Source organism: Xenorhabdus griffiniae, from assembly GCF_001028135.1.
In the GTDB taxonomy this organism is placed as follows: domain Bacteria; phylum Pseudomonadota; class Gammaproteobacteria; order Enterobacterales; family Enterobacteriaceae; genus Xenorhabdus; species Xenorhabdus bakwenae.
Map to the genome: position 1 here is coordinate 14727 of NZ_LDNM01000036.1, position 16260 is coordinate 30986.

A 16260-nucleotide genomic window follows, 5' to 3' on the forward strand; every position below is an offset into this window, starting at 1 on the left:
TTTTATGGCGTATTGGGCTAACTCTCTACGAGATAAGCATTCCTGAGTCTGACTCAATGTTTTTACTGACAATGCGCTGACGTGTAAATCAGCGCATTGTGTTTTAATAGATCGTGTTTTAATAGATCGTATTTTAATGGATCGTGTTTCAGTGAATTGTGGTTGTACCATTAGAGCACAACGCGAACCAACTCCAACTGACCCAACTCTTCATACAGCGTTTCAACTTGCTCAATATGTGTCGCATTGATGGTAATGGATACGGAATGATAATTGCCTTTGCTGCTGGGTTTCACGACCGGAGAATAATCGCCCGGTGCATGGCGTTGAACGACTTCAATAACTTGATCCACCAGCTCAGGTTGAGCCAAACCCATCACTTTGTAGGTGAATGAACAAGGGAACTCAAGCAGTTCATTTAATTTCGTTTTCATGGGCACTCCTAAAATATATTTGCCACGGCATCGTGGTTGATTTGCCGTGGCGTGATAATTTTCTAACGGTATGTCATTAATATAGGCTCAATATCTGGCTTTCAAGAGATCAGCCGAACCAGTGGTGGAACATCAGTCGGATATAGTCGATCATGCGGCTGAAAAAGCCACCTTCTTTGACTTCCTGCATTACGACTAATGGACGTTGTTCAATGGTTTTTCCGTCAAGCTGGAAGTTGATAGTTCCAACAATCTGATTTTTAGCGAGCGGCGCGTGCAGTTCGGTATCGTTCAGTACATAGCTGGCTTTCAGGTCTTTCAAACGGCCACGGGGGATAGTCAGGTAAACATTTTTGTCAACGCCCAGCTGGACTTTGTCAGTATCACCAAACCAAATAGGCTCTGACGCAAATTCTTTACCGACTTGTAATGGTGAAACCGTCTCGAAGAAACGAAAACCCCACGTCAATAATTTTTTGCTGTCGGTTTCACGTCCCTTGAAGGTTGGGCTGCCCATCACCGCAGAAATCAAGCGCATATTGCCTTCGGTAGCAGAAGCAACAAGATTATATCCCGCCCCGTTGGTATGGCCCGTTTTAATACCGTCAACATTCAGGCTCTTATCCCATAACAGGCCATTACGATTAGGCTGGCGAATGTTGTTGTAAGTAAAATCTTTTTCTTTGTAGATAGCGTATTCATCCGGTACATCACGGATTAGGGCCTGACCAATCAATGCCATATCATGAGCAGAGCTATATTGACCGGGAGCATCCAGGCCATGAACGGTTTGAAAATGGGTATTTTCCAGCCCCAAATTTTGCACATATTGATTCATCAAACTGACGAATGCATCCTGGCTGCCTGCCACATAATCCGCCATCGCAACGCAGGCATCGTTGCCAGATTGCAAGTTGATACCGCGTGAAAGCATAGCGACAGAAACCTGGTCACCGGGCTTTAAAAACATCAGGGATGAGCCTTTAAATACCGGATTACCCGTTGCCCAGGCATCTTTACCGACAGTAACGATATCTTCCGGTTTGATTTTTCCTGATTTAATGGCCTGGCCAATGACGTAGCTGGTCATCATTTTGGTCAGACTTGCGGGATCGCGGCGGATATCTGCATGCTTTTCGGCTAATACCTTTCCTGAATTGTAATCAATCAGAATATAGGCTTCTGAATCCAGTTCTGGTACACCCGGGATCATGGTTTTGAAATTATCATCCGCGTAGGCAGATGCGGAAACGCTGGCAGCCAGAGCAATGCCTAACGCGGCTCTTTTAATAAAACGGGAAGTAACGATGTATTTCATGATTGATTAGATAACATCCGTGAGAGAAGGATTGATAATAAGTGACATAATAACAAATGGAAAAAAAGCTGACATTAAACAAAACTGGTTGCAGCCGATTTTATCTGCCTGCTGACAGGAAAATATCAGCAGGCGGTGATGCTATTTATCGCGTTATCGTGATGGTGATTGCCTGAATCAGGGAGCTACAATAAACGAGGATTGCTGCATCTGATCTGTCAGTTTCTTTTGTAATTCCATAGCTTGCTGGCGGTTATTGAATGGTCCCAGCTGGACGCGATAGACGTTACCAAATTGGAAAATACGCCCTTGAACGTTAAAGCGCTGGCTCAATAACTGTTGCCATTCTTTGGCTTTTTGTTCAGCGCTGATTGCGCCCACTTGCACCATGTAACCGCTTGTTGATTCAGGTGCAGGGGATGTCGTCGCAGGTTGGCTAGTTGTATTTTCAGCCAAACTTTGCTCAGCCGGTGGTTGTGTTACGGTATTTTCGTCAGCCGAATGAGCTGCTATAGCAGGAGGTGTTGATGATTGGGAACTCAGATTGGGTCTTTCAGGTAACGCAAAGCTCTGTTTAACAATCGTCGATCCTTTTGTTCCCAAACCGGAAAGTGAGCCATCAGGTGAAACGAGAATACCATCCAATTTCACTTTGCTTTGTGGCATCAAATTGAGCCGCTCCGCTACTGCATGAGATAATTCGATAATTTTCCCCGGCTTATTGTAAGGGCCTCGATCATTGATCCTAACAATCATCATGCGTCCATTGCTTAAGTTGGTGACACGAACATAACCTGGAATAGGCAGTGTCGGGTGCGCTGCCGCTAAAGCATAGGGACTCGCTCGTTCACCAATGGCTGTCAGTTTTCCATTGGATCCTTCACCGAACCAACTGGCATAGCCTGTCTGGGTAAAGTGAGCCGGGTCTTGCACTATGTGATAGGTTTGCCCATCCCGCTGATAATCCTGGTTGGCACTTGGGTGGTAAGGCTCATATTGAGGCTCCGCCCCCAAAACATCACGCGTTGGAATCGGCGGAAGGGAAGATGTCCGATCGTGACCGGTCATGTTACAGCCTGATATCAGTACAGCTACGATGCTAAGTATAAGCCACTGTTGACGCATGAAACTTCTTCCTCATAAGCTTTTGGACAATAATTTACGATGCGTATGTATCGACATGATAATGCCGAACCCCGCCATTAGGACAATTAATGCTGATCCCCCATAACTGATCAACGGCAGGGGAACACCGACTACCGGCAGGATACCGCTTACCATGCCGATATTGACAAAAACATAGACAAAGAAAATCAGTATTAATCCTCCGACCATGACCCGGCCGAAAGTATTCTGCGCTTTGGTTGCAATAAACAAACCACGTATAATGACCAGTAAGTAAAGCACCAGCAAAACCAGAACGCCAATCAACCCCAACTCTTCAGACAGAACGGCGAAAATAAAATCGGTATGTCGCTCTGGCAGGAATTCCAACTGCGATTGAGTGCCTTGTAACCAGCCTTTTCCAAATATTCCCCCTGAGCCAATAGCAATTTTGGACTGAATGATATGGTAACCTTTGCCCAATGGATCACTTTCTGGATCCAATAGCATCATAACGCGGGCGCGTTGGTAATCATGCATCAGGAAGAACCACAATATTGGAATGAAACAGGCAAGCAGCAAAACAGCAATGCCAATGAGTTTCCAATTCATTCCTGCCAGAAATAGGATGAATATCCCAGAGGCAGCAATCAAAATAGAGGTGCCTAAATCGGGTTGTGCTGCTACCAGTAGAGTCGGGACAAAGGTCAAAACCAGTGCAATGCCCGTATTTTTCAGTGAAGGTGGACAGAGATCTCGATTCATAAAGCGAGCTACCATCAAAGGTACGGCGATTTTGGCAATTTCTGACGGTTGGAAACGTATAATACCTAGATCCAGCCAACGCTGCGCCCCCTTACTAATCTGCCCAAAAACATCAACGAAGATGAGCAGAATGACACAGACAATATAGAGATAAGGTGCCCAGTTTTCGTACATGCGTGGAGGAACCTGAGCTAAAGCGATCATCATGATGAGACCTATGATGACCTGCCCTATTTTTCGCTCCATCATATCTATGTCTTGCCCACTGGCACTCCACATAATGAAAAGGCTGTAGACCAGTAATGCCAGAACGCATAGCAGTAATGGAATATCAATATGTAATCGGGTCCAGAAAGGAACCTTGTTTGGTGAATCTGTCATGATGTTACTCAATTAGTTTCTATTCTGGGTAGCTTGTGTTGTGGTCGTATTGACTCCTGTCTCAGCAGAGGCGCTGACAAGAGCGGTGTTTTTACTATCCCTGAGTAAAATATGATCCAGAATCTGACGAACAATAGAACCAACAGGTGGTCCAGCGCCACCATTTTCAAGAATGATGGAAATGGCAACCGTCGGGTTGTCGTAGGGCGCAAAGGCAATCATCAGCTTATGATCACGCAGATGTTCAGCAAGCTTACTTGCATTGTAGGTTTCGTAACTGAAAACCTGGGCTGTACCTGATTTAACGGCGGCCTTATATGGCGTACCGGCAAAAGCTCTGCGAGCTGTGCCATTTGGGGCATTGGCAACGCCATACATGCCATCTTTAGCAATTTCCCAATATCCGGAATGAATATCCCCAATCGGTTCGTTGACTGGAGATTGGTAAGGTTGCATTTCGCCATTTACGCGAGTATTCAGCAAGAAATGGGGTGTTTTCACTACGCCATCGTTAATTAAAGTCATTAAGGCTTTTGCCATCTGCATAGGCGTTGCAGTCCAGTATCCTTGGCCGATACCAACGGAAATTGTATCGCCTTGATACCACGGTTTTTTATAGCGTTTGAGTTTCCATTCACGGGTAGGCATATTACCCGGATTTTCTTCTTTCAAATCAATACCCGTAAATTGACCATAACCGAATTTCGTCATCCATTCGGACATCTTATCGATACCCATATCATAGGCGAGTTGATAGAAAAAAGTATCCGCCGACTCGACAATCGATTTATGTACATTCAGCTTACCATGTCCCCAACGCTTCCAGTCACGGTAACGCTTCTCTGAGCCTGGCAGTTGCCACCATCCCGGATCATTGATGGTGGTGTTCTTGGTAATGACATCACTACTCAGGGCGGCAACGGCAATAAAAGGCTTCACTGTTGATGCGGGTGGATAAGCGCCTTGTGTGGCACGGTTAATTAAGGGGCGATTGGGGTCATTGAGCAGAGATTTATAGTCCTGGCTCGAAATACCATCGACAAACAGATTCGGATCGTAGCTTGGGTTGGACACCATAGCCAAAACCTCCCCGGTGCGGGGATCGGTAACAACAACGCCTGCCCGGCTGGTCGTCAGTATCTCTTCAATATAGGTTTGCAGCTCTAAGTCGATTGACAGGTAAATATCTTTGCCAGCCTGTGGCGGTTGTTCATGTAGCTGGCGGATCACTTTACCGCGGTTGTTGACTTCGACTTCCTCATAACCCGGTTTGCCATGCAGAACGGATTCATAATAACGTTCAATACCCAATTTTCCGATATCATGGGTGGCGGCGTAGTCTGCCAGAATGTCTTCTTTTTCTAGTCGTTCTACATCCTTGTCGTTGATTTTGGCAACATAGCCGATTACATGGGTGAGAGCGGAGCCATAAGGGTAATAGCGACGTTGGTAGCCCTTGATTTCCAATCCCGTAAAGCGGTATTGATTAACGGAGAACCGAGCAACCTGAACGGGAGTCAGCGATGTTTTTAGCGGGATAGAGGTAAAACGGCGTGCGCGTTGGCGCTCTTTTTTGAAGGTTTCAATATCTTCATCAGTCAGTCCAACGACGGAGCGCAGATCATGTAATGTCTTATCAAGGTCAGCGACTTTTTGTGGCACGATTTCTAACTGATAAATAGTCCGGTTAGCTGCCAGTGGTGTGCCATTACGGTCATAAATGATGCCCCTGCTTGGGGCTATGGGAACGAGCTTAATACGATTTCCATTCGATCGGGTTTGGTAATCTTCGTGGCGGGTAATCTGGAGATGATAGAGATTGGCAAACAGGATACCGGTTAAAATAATAATGCCGATAAACGCCACGAGTGCGCGGCGTATGAATAAGGCCGATTCAGCAGAATGATCGCGAAAAGAGGTTCGTTGGTTCTTCATCCCATTGCCAGAATTCACGGTGTCAGATTACCCAATTTATTCCCGATGATAAGGGTGGTTAGTAGTGATGCTCCACGCCCGATAAAGGCTCTCCGCAACCAAAACGCGGACAAGAGGATGTGGCATGGTTAAAGGAGAAAGTGACCAGCTTTGTTCCGCAGCTGCTTTGCAGGCAGGGGCCAAACCTTCAGGGCCACCAATTAACAGGCTGACGTTTCTGCCATCCAGCTTCCAGCGTTCAAGTTGTTGTGCCAATTGCGGGGTATCCCAACGAGAACCGGGAATATCCAGAGTCACAATTCGATTACCTTTACCAACGGCAGCCAGCATCTGCTCGCCTTCTTTTTCCAGAATGCGTTTGATGTCAGCATTTTTGCCCCGTTTTCCCGCCGGAATTTCAATAAGCTCAAAAGGCATATCCTTGGGAAAACGATTCAGATAATCCATAAAGCCGGTCTGTACCCAGTCCGGCATTTTTGTTCCTACAGCGACCAGTTGTAACTTCAAACTCAGCTCCAGAGTTTTTCCAGTTCGTACATACGGCGGCTGTCTTCTTGCATCACGTGGACCATGATCTCGCCGAGATCGACGACTATCCAATCTGAAATGCCTTGCCCTTCAACACCTAAAGGCATAATACCGACTTGGCGGCAGTCATCCACCAGATGTTCGGCCACAGACATCAGGTGGCGGTTTGATGTTCCGGTGCAGATAACCATGCAGTCAGTAATGCTGGATTTTCCACGAACATCTATAGAAACAATATCTTGTGCTTTGGAATCTTCAAGTCTGTCAATAACAAATTGTTGTAGTTCTGTGCCTTGCAAAAGGATCACCTTTATTTCATCAAATTGGTTAAGTAACGCAGAATAATAGCATGCCAATCTCTATAAAAGTAAGCGAGTTAGCTGCAAATCACCGTATGGTTTCGTTATTTCTTATATAACCCCTGTGAATCGATATAATTTTGTATCGATGGGGGAAGCAAATCATCACAACTTATTCCTTGCTGGTGACGTTGGCGAATATCCGTAGCTGAAATGTTCAACAACGGAGTGGCTGCCAGATAAATGTATCCGTGAGGTTTTTGGCTCAGAGGGGGGGGAGAACCAATTTGGTGCTTTTCAAGCCATGATTGCATTCCTGGAGCCGTAAGCTGGCTTTGATACCCCGGACGGGAGCAGACCAACAGATGACAAATATCGAGTAATTCTTCCCATTTATACCAGGTATGAATAGCTTGTAAGGAATCCTGACCAATAATGAATGCCAATGGATGTTGCTCCCCGATTTCCTGACGAAAGGCTTTCAGTGTTTCTATTGTGTAAGAGAGGGCTTGTCGCTCTAGCTCACGGGTATCCACAGTAAACAGAGGGTTATCCCGCACAGCCAGACGAACCATTTCCAGTCGCTGTCGGGCGGTTGCCTCCGGTTGAGGGCGGTGCGGGGGAACGTGATTCGGTAATAAGATAACTTTCCTGAGTCCCACTAATTGGGCCAAGGCTTCCACAGGACGCAAATGACCATAATGGATGGGATCGAATGTGCCACCGAATAACGCCTGAATAACCGGAGAATGTCTATTGGTTACAGAATCAATGTTATTGATTGGGGCAATATTCGTTGAGTCAATATCTTGATCGATATTGATTGGATCAATAGATTCAAGCATTCAGAAAGCTCTCTGGTAATGGTTTTCCGCATAACAACATGGAAAGCGTTTCCAGGTCAGCCCAAATGGATTGGCTATAATCCTGTTTGACGCGCAGTTCCATCTGGGTCAACAAATGTATGGCAGATCGCAGCTCTCGCTGTGACAGGCGCTGTAGTGCCGTTGACAGCAATGCTCTGCGGTTTTGCCAAATCTTGTGTTGATCAAACAACGTCTTCAAAGGGACGGTCGTACATTGACGCTTAAGTACCAGCAGCAGCATTAGCTCCCTCTGTATGGTACGGAGTAAAATAATCGTTTCGGTATCTTCCTGCCGAAGTTGTTTCAGTATATGCCATGCCCGCTTTATTTTTCCTGCCAGCAAAGCATCAACCCAATGATAGGGAGAAAAATGGGCCGCATCGTTGACGGCTTCTTCTACACGAGGAAATGTCAGTCGATTATCGGGATAGATCAGGGAAAGACGTTCCAGAGCCTGGGCCATTGCCAATAGGTTTCCTTCATAGCAATAGCACAGTAATTGATTGGCTTCATTTTCCAGTAATAGCCCCATGTTTTTGGCCCGTTGTGCCACCCATTGTGGCAAGCGATTTTGCTCGGGTGTCAAACAACTGACATATACCCCATTTTGTCCAATCGCTTTGAACCACGAGCTATTTTCCTGCGCTTTAGTCAGTTTGTGTCCGCGCAATATCAGTAAGATATCTGAATGCAGCAACCCTGATAGCGTGGTCAGCCGCTCTACCATGGTAGTATTAGGACCGTTTTCTGGAAGCAGCAGGGTAAGAGACTGACGGCTGGCAAACAGGCTAAGTGACTGACACAGGCTAAAGATTTCATCCCAATCGGTATGGTTATCCAATGTAAAGGTGAAATGCTCCATAAAGCCATGTTGTTCAGCGACTTTGCGGATGCTGTCTTGGCTTTCCTGCAATAGTAATGGCTCATTGCCCCACAACAGATAGCTGCCTCGCAGCGCTTCATTGAGCTGCGAGAACAGTTGTTCAGGATACAGTCGGATCATTGCTTCTGTGTAGCCGCCGCTTTTTGTTTTGCCTCGGCTTTCAGGAGTTCTGCGCTATGAACGGTCAGCAATTGGCGCATAAGCTGACGGGCAGCCTGTTCGCGCATTTCCTGTTTAACCAGTTCATCTTCTGCATCTTTTGCCAGTGCTTCCAAAGGGTTATCGAAAAACGAACGATCAACCTTTGCCCGTAATGGATAGATGCTACCGTTTGGCATCAGAACTTGTGCATCAACATTCAGTACCAACAGACGTTCAGCCGCTTTACCATCCTGAAAGATAGAAACTGTCTCTTTGTTTTCATTAGAGCCAACCAGTTTCAGAATAGGTAATGAAGCATCACCATTTTCCACAATTTTGACATCGTTCAGCCGAAGTTGCTGACGTACTGCCCGTGCCAGAGGACCATAAGGGTCACCAGAACTTAATTGCAATGTTTGCAGCTCCTTTGGTACTTGTGTTGTGCCGCGAAGATGAAAACCGCAGCCAGCGGTGATTAACACCGCTAACCCGAGCAAAAACGTACAAATATGATGTCGTAGATTATTTGCTACCACAAATAAGGTCTCCTGTTATCAGCCTACAACCAGATTCAGTAATTTACCCGGAACATAGATGACTTTGCGGATACTGACGCCTTCAAGATACTTTTTCACACTGTATTCTTGTGTCGCCATCTCCTGAACATACTCTTTTGTTGCATCTGCCGGTACAGTAATGCGACCACGAACTTTACCGTTAATTTGAATAATGACCAGTTTAGTATCGTCTACCATTGCCTGCTCATCAGCTTGTGGCCATGCAGCAGAATCAATATCATCCTCATTGCCAAGTGCTTTCCACATGACGAAGCAAGCGTGTGGGGTAATAGGTGAAAGCATTCGTACAATCGCAATGATTGCTTCTTGCATCAGAGCACTATCTTGCTCTGTTTCCTGTGGTGCGCGAGTCAGTTTATTCATCAGCTCCATGATGGCCGCAATGGCGGTATTGAACGCTTGACGGCGACCAACATCATCGGTGACTTTCGAGATGGTTTTGTGCAAATCACGGCGCAAATCTTGCTGTTCTGTTGTCAGGTTACTGATATCCAGTGGCTGAGTTGGCCCTTTGTTGCTGTGCTCGTAAACCAGACGCCAAACACGTTTCAGGAAGCGGTTAGCACCTTCCACGCCAGATTCTTGCCATTCCAGAGTCAGTTCTGGTGGCGCGGCGAACATCATGAACAGACGAACGGTATCAGCACCGTATTTATCGACCATTTCTTGTGGATCGATACCGTTGTTCTTGGATTTCGACATTTTGCTCATACCGGTATAAACCAGCTCATGACCGTCTTTATCCGTTGCTTTGACAATACGGCCTTTCTCATCGCGCTCAACAATGGCATCAGCTGGAGATACCCAGACTTTCTCGCCGCTGTTGCCTGTGTAATAGAAGGCTTCGGCCAGAACCATGCCCTGGCACAGCAGGCGTTTGGCAGGTTCATCAGAGTTGACCATGCCAGCATCACGCATCAATTTGTGGAAGCAGCGGAAGTACATCAGGTGCATGATAGCGTGTTCAATACCACCAATGTATTGATCCACTGGCAACCAATAATTAGCCGCCGCCGGATCCAACATTCCTTTATCATAATCTGGGCAGGTATAGCGCGCGTAATACCATGAGGACTCCATAAAGGTATCAAAGGTATCGGTTTCAAACAGGGCAGGCTGGCCGTTAATGGTGGTTTTTGCCCATTCAGGATCCGCTTTAATTGGGCTGGTGATCCCATCCATCACGACATCTTCTGGCAAAATTACCGGCAACTGATCTTCTGGAACAGAGACAACAGTACCATCTCCCAGTGTTGCCATTGGAATCGGAGCACCCCAATAACGTTGACGAGAAACGCCCCAATCGCGCAGGCGGTAATTGACTTTACGCTGTCCGACACCCATTGCAACCAGCTTGTCAGCGATAGCATTGAAGCCTTCTTCATGGGTCAGGCCGCTGAATTCACCGGAATTGACCAGGGCATTTTTATCAGTAACAGCCGCTTCCTGAATGTTTGGTACATTGCCATCGTTGTCAAGAATAACGGCTTTTATTGGCAGGTTGTACTTAGTAGCAAATTCCCAATCGCGTTGATCGTGTCCTGGAACAGCCATCACCGCACCGGTGCCATATTCCATCAGGACAAAGTTGGCAACCCAGATAGCGAGTTTTTCGTTGGTCAATGGATGAATGACAAACAGGCCTGTTGGCATGCCTTTTTTCTCCATCGTTGCCATATCAGCTTCAGCAACTTTGGTATTACGGCATTCGTCGATAAACTTCATCAGTTCAGGATTATTTTCCGTCGCCTGTTTTGCCAGAGGATGACCGGCCGCTACCGCGACGTAGGTTGCGCCCATGAAGGTATCTGGGCGAGTGGTATAAACCGTGAGTTTTTCCTGGCTGTCAGCAACATTGAACGTGATTTCAACGCCTTCAGAACGGCCAATCCAGTTGCGCTGCATGGTTTTGACCTGTTCCGGCCAATCTTCCAGTTTATCCAGATCGTTTAGCAGCTCTTCTGCGTAAGCGGTGATCTTGATGAACCATTGTGGGATCTCTTTACGTTCAACCTGGGTATCACAACGCCAGCAACAGCCATCAATCACCTGCTCATTAGCGAGAACGGTCAGGTCATGCGGACACCAGTTAACGGCGGAAGTTTTTTTGTATACCAGACCCTTTTCGTACAATTTAGTGAAGAACCACTGTTCCCAGCGATAGTACTCTGGCGTACACGTTGCGATTTCACGATCCCAATCATAGCCGAAACCCAGTTGTTTTATCTGGTTTTTCATATAATCAATGTTGGAATACGTCCACGGAGCGGGGGCGGTATTATTCTTGACTGCGGCACCTTCTGCTGGCAAACCAAACGCATCCCAACCAATAGGTTGCAGTACGTTTTTGCCCAGCATGCGCTGATAACGGGAAATCACATCACCGATGGTGTAGTTACGGACATGGCCCATATGTAGTCGGCCAGAAGGATAAGGTAGCATAGACAGGCAATAATATTTTTCTTTGTTGTTGTCTTCTGTCACTTTGAACGTTTGCTTCTCTTGCCAATGAAGCTGGACTTGTTGTTCTATGTCTTCTGGACGGTATTGTTCTTGCATGGCACCGATAATCCTATGGTGAGTAATAAAGCTGCGCCTTTAGCGCGTTTGGTTTGTTTATGGGAAATCTAAGATCCCATAGCATAGCTGATAAGGGATAGGGGCAACAACTCTTGTTAAAGGCGGAATGCGGAAAATTACTTATCTTTAGGGGGAATTTAAGGTCGGCGGCCGTTCAGCCCTCCGCCGACGAGGAAAAATCAATGCAGAATTTTCGCCAGAAAATCGCGGGCACGCTCTGATTTCGGGTTGGCAAAGAAATCCTCTTTCTTACTGTCTTCGACAATTTTACCTTCATCCATGAAGATAACGCGATGTGCCACTTTCTTGGCAAATCCCATCTCATGGGTGACTACCATCATGGTCATGCCTTCGTTCGCCAATTCCACCATGACATCCAGGACTTCATTAATCATTTCAGGATCAAGGGCCGAAGTAGGTTCATCAAACAGCATGGCAATCGGGTCCATGCAGAGTGCCCGGGCAATGGCAACCCGTTGTTGCTGACCTCCGGAGAGTTGTGCAGGTAATTTATCCGCATGGCTGGTTAATCCAACTCGCTCCAGCAGTTTTAAGCCTTTTTCAGTCGCTTCTTTCTTGCCGCGCTTTAACACTTTAACCTGAGCCAGTGTCAGGTTTTCAATAATCGATAGGTGAGGAAACAGTTCAAAGTGCTGAAACACCATTCCCACCCTAGCGCGCAATTGTGCCAGATTGGTGTTCTTGTCATTGACTTTTGTGTCGTTTACTCGAATTTCACCTTGCTGGACAGGTTCAAGGCCATTGACCGTTTTTATCAGTGTGGATTTACCAGAACCAGAAGGCCCGCAGACCACGACTACTTCACCTTTTTTGACCTCAGTTGAGCAGTCAGTAAGAACCTGAAATTGGCCATACCACTTGGATACATTTTTCAGGGAAATCATCAAACAGTCCTTTTTTTCAAATAGTTAACCAGCATGGAAGCGGAAAAACTAATCACAAAATAAACAAAGCCGGCAAACAGAACCATTTCAATCTGGGTTCCATCGCGCTCACCAATATTCGTTGCTGTCCGGAAAAAATCCGCCAGACTCAATACATAAACCAGAGACGTATCCTGGAATAATACAATGCCTTGCGTTAGCAGCAATGGGATCATTGCCCGAAATGCTTGTGGCAGTATGACCAGCCGCATGCTTTGCAATTGAGTCATACCCAGTGCCAGCGCAGCAGAAGATTGCCCCCGGGAAATGCTCTGAATACCTGCCCGAATGATTTCTGAATAGTAAGCCGCTTCAAAGAGCGAAAAAGCTACCATTGCAGAAATTAAACGGATATCGGTTTTTGGTGATATGCCTAGAATATTTTGTAATAAGTTAGGCACAATCAGATAAAACCACAGTAATACCATCACCAGCGGAACTGAGCGGAACAGGTTCACGTACAGAGCAGCAAACCAGCTCAAAACCTTGATGGATGAGAGGCGCATCATCGCCAGGATGGTTCCCCAGACAATGCCTATGATAATGGCTGTCACGGTAATTTTGGCCGTTATCAACAATCCATCCAGAAGGAAAGGCAAACTTGGTACAATTGAACTCCAGTCAAACTGATACATTTATTTCCCTCCCATCGTGCCGGGTAAACGTACTTTTTTCTCCAGTATGCTCATGGCAAGCATAATCACGAGGTTGATACCGACATATGCCAATGTGATCGCTGTGAATGATTCATAGGCGTGCGCGGAATAATCCAGCAATTTATTGGCCTGAGCAGCCATATCAACCAACCCGATTGTGGAAGCAATGGCAGAATTCTTCACCAAATTGAGCATTTCCGAGGTCATTGGGGGAATGATCACCCGGTAGGCGTTTGGCAGCAGAACGTAACGGTAGGTTTGTGGCAAGGTTAAGCCCATTGCCAGCCCTGCGGCTTTTTGCCCTCGTGGGAGTGACTGAATTGCCGCGCGTACTTGTTCGCATACACGGGCAGCGGTGAATAACCCTAAGCAGATGACTGAGGAGATAAAAAACTGGATATTGGGGTCCAGCTCCATTTTGAACCAATCGCTCAGGTTTTTGGGCAGGAATTCAGGAACCACCAGATACCAGGTAAAAAATTGGACAATAAGAGGAACGTTGCGAAATAACTCCACATAACAGGTTCCAAGCCCGGAAAGGAATTTATTCGGAACTGTACGGAGAATACCGAACAATGAACCGACAAGGAATGCAATGATCCAGGCACAGGCTGACAGTGCCACCGTTACCTGAAAACCAGAAATAAGCCACCCCAAATAGGTGGTATTACCAAAAGGGGCAGCTTGTAAAAAGATGCTCCAATCCCAATTAGCGGACATAATCGAACTCCCTGATATGGGGTTAGCTGTCATGCATCGAATTTAACTCGGGAAAAAAATGAGGTAGGGAACGACTACCTCATACCCGTTTTGCCAATCAAATACGGGATTTTGGTTGATTAATTCAATGCCTTATCGTTTGGTGATTTAAACAAAGCTCTCATTTCATCTGACATCGAGAAGTTTAAATTCAGGTTCTTAGGTGGAATGGGTTGTGCGCTGGGAAAAGCTGTATTGATCTTGTGGATGAAAGTCCCACCGTAGAAGGTTAGCCAGACCACTACGTAGCGAGTCTTGCGTGTCCGGCGGTAACAAAGGAGACGAAGCGTAGACAGCGAAACATTCGAGCCGGAATCAAATGATGAACGTGATAGCTCCGAAATACAACTGATCGTGTGTGCCGATAGTTAGCCCAGCTAGCAGGCAACAGTTACTGAATGGTCATACTGGCGAATATCCATACAGCAACACACACCGGAGCCGCAGGCGCCAGCGAGTTTGTAGAGAACGATATGGAACCCAGGAGATCCTGATATTTCTCAATGGAGTGAGTATTTCCGGATACAAGTGCTAAAACATAAGACCGGGGAAAAGAGTATCAGGAAGTCGGAGTCGGCCATAGTAGTGCTGAAGCGGGTAATGACCGTGGAACGAAGGGCTGGCAGACAGATCGAACGTAAGAGGGCCACAATGACCGTACACAGCAACGACGGATTATCATGGTTAACGAGACTTGAACGTATAGGCGAGAAATCAGCAGGTAACAAGCAGCAAGTGTTCAATAACTTAGGACATTTGTTGAATGGTGACATGCTGAAAGGGCAATTCCAGCGGCTGGACGGGAGTAAAGCCGTAGGTATTGATCGCATGACAAAAGCCGCTTACGGTGAACATCTTGATGAAAACATTCAACATCTCATTGTACGGATACGGAGAGGGACATACCACCCTAAAGCAGCCCGGATAACGGAGATCCCAAAAGAAGACGGGAGTAAACGGCCTCTGGCCATTTCGTGCATAGAGGACAAGCTGGTTCAGCTTGCGGTCAGTGATATCCTTAGCCGGATTTATGAACCGCTGTTTCTGTCCTGCTCCTATGGTTTTCGGCCGGGGCTAAATTGTCATGCAGCATTAAGGGCACTACAACAACAAACATTCAGAAACTGGAATGGTGCGGTAGTGGAAATCGACATCCGAAAGTATTTCAACACGATACCCCATATCGAGATGATGAATTTGCTCCGGAAGAAGATATCAGACCGACGCTTTCTCAGACTGATTGAGGTACTGATAACGGCACCCGTCATGATAGATAATGTGGTTTCCAGCAATGTCTGTGGGTGTCCGCAAGGTTCAATCCTGTCCCCAGTGCTTGCCAATATCTACCTGCATCACGTGATTGATGAATGGTTTGACGAAATCAGCCGCACACATATTCGTGGTCGGGCAGAGATGGTAAGGTATGCTGATGACATGGTGTTTATCTTTCAGTATCCCAAAGAAGCAAAGCGTTTCTATGAAGTTTTACCGAAAAGACTGAATAAATATGGTTTGGAGTTGCACGGTGACAAATCGCAGTTAATTTCTGCGGGACATGTTGCAGCAATGAGAGCCGATTTGTCAGGAAAACGGTTATCCACGTTTAATTTTCTGGGCTTTACCTGCTATTGGGGAAAATCGCGAAAAGGTTTCTGGCGGCTGAAGTTTACCAGCCGGAAAGATCGGTTCGCAGCCAAATTGAAGGGACTCAGAGACTTTCTCCGGAAGAACCTGAATACGACTGATATAAGGTTAATCTTGAATACTGTCATCAGGGTAGTCAGAGGCTGGATAAACTATCACAGTATTTCTGACAACCAGAGAAGAGTTGAGCAATTCATCTACCAAAGCAAGTGGATCATTTATCGATGGTTCAACCGGAAAGGAGGACGTCGCGGGTTAACGTGGGAAAAGCTAAATCTAATCCTGAAAATGCTGAATTATCCATCTCGATGGAAAATACATTCAATGTTCAATTCTCGCTGAATATGTGTGGGGACACTGGTCTGTCGGGAGCCGGATGCGGTAGTTCCGCACGTCCGGTTCTGAGGAGGGGGCTGTCTGGGTGACTGGACAGCTCTACTCACCC

The 16260-nt window shown here is 46.5% G+C and carries 15 protein-coding genes and 1 pseudogene; 1 reads left to right on the forward strand and 15 read right to left on the reverse strand.

The window, feature by feature from the left end; all coding sequences use genetic code 11:
- Nucleotides 1-170 precede the first annotated feature (170 nt).
- The 15 genes and pseudogenes from ybeD to AAY47_RS21690 all read right to left on the reverse strand — a co-directional run.
- Nucleotides 171-434: a DUF493 family protein YbeD gene (gene ybeD / locus AAY47_RS09325; RefSeq protein WP_047769148.1), complete on the reverse strand. Its 264-nt coding sequence runs from the start codon at nt 432-434 to the stop codon at nt 171-173.
- 109 nt (nt 435-543) lie between these two features.
- Entirely contained in the window at nt 544-1752 is a 1209-nt protein-coding gene (gene dacA, locus AAY47_RS09330) for a D-alanyl-D-alanine carboxypeptidase DacA (protein ID WP_047769150.1), read from the reverse strand.
- A 177-nt stretch (nt 1753-1929) separates the two neighbouring features.
- Entirely contained in the window at nt 1930-2877 is a 948-nt protein-coding gene (gene rlpA / locus AAY47_RS09335) for an endolytic peptidoglycan transglycosylase RlpA (RefSeq protein ID WP_047769152.1), read from the reverse strand.
- A 12-nt stretch (nt 2878-2889) separates the two neighbouring features.
- Nucleotides 2890-4002 (reverse strand): peptidoglycan glycosyltransferase MrdB, encoded by a 1113-nt coding sequence (mrdB, locus tag AAY47_RS09340; protein WP_047769155.1) that lies wholly within the window; start codon nt 4000-4002, stop codon nt 2890-2892.
- Nucleotides 4003-4014: 12 nt separating this feature from the next.
- Nucleotides 4015-5937: a peptidoglycan DD-transpeptidase MrdA gene (mrdA, locus tag AAY47_RS09345; protein ID WP_047769158.1), complete on the reverse strand. Its 1923-nt coding sequence runs from the start codon at nt 5935-5937 to the stop codon at nt 4015-4017.
- A 36-nt stretch (nt 5938-5973) separates the two neighbouring features.
- Nucleotides 5974-6444, reverse strand: a complete 471-nt coding sequence (rlmH, locus tag AAY47_RS09350; RefSeq protein ID WP_047769160.1) for a 23S rRNA (pseudouridine(1915)-N(3))-methyltransferase RlmH — start codon at nt 6442-6444, stop codon at nt 5974-5976.
- Nucleotides 6445-6446: 2 nt separating this feature from the next.
- Nucleotides 6447-6773, reverse strand: coding sequence for a ribosome silencing factor (gene rsfS, locus AAY47_RS09355; protein WP_072161183.1), 327 nt, complete (start codon nt 6771-6773; stop codon nt 6447-6449).
- 95 nt (nt 6774-6868) lie between these two features.
- On the reverse strand, nt 6869-7537 hold the full coding sequence (gene nadD, locus AAY47_RS09360; RefSeq protein WP_369813304.1) for a nicotinate-nucleotide adenylyltransferase: 669 nt from the start codon (nt 7535-7537) through the stop codon (nt 6869-6871).
- A 64-nt stretch (nt 7538-7601) separates the two neighbouring features.
- A complete protein-coding gene (gene holA, locus AAY47_RS09365) occupies nt 7602-8633 on the reverse strand; it encodes a DNA polymerase III subunit delta (RefSeq protein WP_047769163.1) in 1032 nt (343 codons plus the stop codon).
- The gene (gene lptE / locus AAY47_RS09370; protein WP_047769171.1) at nt 8630-9190 is read right to left on the reverse strand and encodes an LPS assembly lipoprotein LptE; all 561 of its coding nucleotides are present in this window, start codon (nt 9188-9190) and stop codon (nt 8630-8632) included. Before lptE ends, holA begins: the two co-directional genes overlap by 4 nt.
- A gap of 18 nt (nt 9191-9208) precedes the next feature.
- Nucleotides 9209-11791, reverse strand: a complete 2583-nt coding sequence (leuS, locus tag AAY47_RS09375; protein WP_047769173.1) for a leucine--tRNA ligase — start codon at nt 11789-11791, stop codon at nt 9209-9211.
- 200 nt (nt 11792-11991) lie between these two features.
- On the reverse strand, nt 11992-12717 hold the full coding sequence (locus AAY47_RS09380; protein ID WP_047769175.1) for an amino acid ABC transporter ATP-binding protein: 726 nt from the start codon (nt 12715-12717) through the stop codon (nt 11992-11994).
- Entirely contained in the window at nt 12717-13391 is a 675-nt protein-coding gene (gene gltK, locus AAY47_RS09385) for a glutamate/aspartate ABC transporter permease GltK (RefSeq protein ID WP_047769178.1), read from the reverse strand. The genes AAY47_RS09380 and gltK overlap by 1 nt, the downstream gene beginning before the upstream one ends.
- Complete coding sequence (locus AAY47_RS09390) at nt 13392-14132, reverse strand: amino acid ABC transporter permease (RefSeq protein ID WP_047769180.1); 741 nt, start codon at nt 14130-14132, stop codon at nt 13392-13394.
- Nucleotides 14133-14251: 119 nt separating this feature from the next.
- Nucleotides 14252-14347, reverse strand: a pseudogene (locus AAY47_RS21690) (glutamate/aspartate ABC transporter substrate-binding protein); the annotation flags it as partial.
- A 475-nt stretch (nt 14348-14822) separates the two neighbouring features.
- On the opposite strand from AAY47_RS21690, the gene ltrA reads away from it, so the two are divergent.
- Nucleotides 14823-16157: a group II intron reverse transcriptase/maturase gene (gene ltrA, locus AAY47_RS09395; protein ID WP_047769197.1), complete on the forward strand. Its 1335-nt coding sequence runs from the start codon at nt 14823-14825 to the stop codon at nt 16155-16157.
- Nucleotides 16158-16260: the final 103 nt, after the last annotated feature.

What these genes read in the sequence shown, in the direction of transcription:
- ybeD (WP_047769148.1), bottom strand. Translation starts at nt 434, where the DNA reads ATGAAAACGAAATTAAATGAACTGCTTGAGTTCCCTTGTTCATTCACC.
- mrdB (WP_047769155.1), bottom strand. Translation starts at nt 4,002, where the DNA reads ATGACAGATTCACCAAACAAGGTTCCTTTCTGGACCCGATTACATATT.
- holA (WP_047769163.1), bottom strand. Translation starts at nt 8,633, where the DNA reads ATGATCCGACTGTATCCTGAACAACTGTTCTCGCAGCTCAATGAAGCG.
- dacA (WP_047769150.1), bottom strand. Translation starts at nt 1,752, where the DNA reads ATGAAATACATCGTTACTTCCCGTTTTATTAAAAGAGCCGCGTTAGGC.
- AAY47_RS09380 (WP_047769175.1), bottom strand. Translation starts at nt 12,717, where the DNA reads ATGATTTCCCTGAAAAATGTATCCAAGTGGTATGGCCAATTTCAGGTT.
- gltK (WP_047769178.1), bottom strand. Translation starts at nt 13,391, where the DNA reads ATGTATCAGTTTGACTGGAGTTCAATTGTACCAAGTTTGCCTTTCCTT.
- leuS (WP_047769173.1), bottom strand. Translation starts at nt 11,791, where the DNA reads ATGCAAGAACAATACCGTCCAGAAGACATAGAACAACAAGTCCAGCTT.
- AAY47_RS09390 (WP_047769180.1), bottom strand. Translation starts at nt 14,132, where the DNA reads ATGTCCGCTAATTGGGATTGGAGCATCTTTTTACAAGCTGCCCCTTTT.
- ltrA (WP_047769197.1), top strand. Translation starts at nt 14,823, where the DNA reads ATGACCGTACACAGCAACGACGGATTATCATGGTTAACGAGACTTGAA.
- mrdA (WP_047769158.1), bottom strand. Translation starts at nt 5,937, where the DNA reads ATGAAGAACCAACGAACCTCTTTTCGCGATCATTCTGCTGAATCGGCC.
- rlpA (WP_047769152.1), bottom strand. Translation starts at nt 2,877, where the DNA reads ATGCGTCAACAGTGGCTTATACTTAGCATCGTAGCTGTACTGATATCA.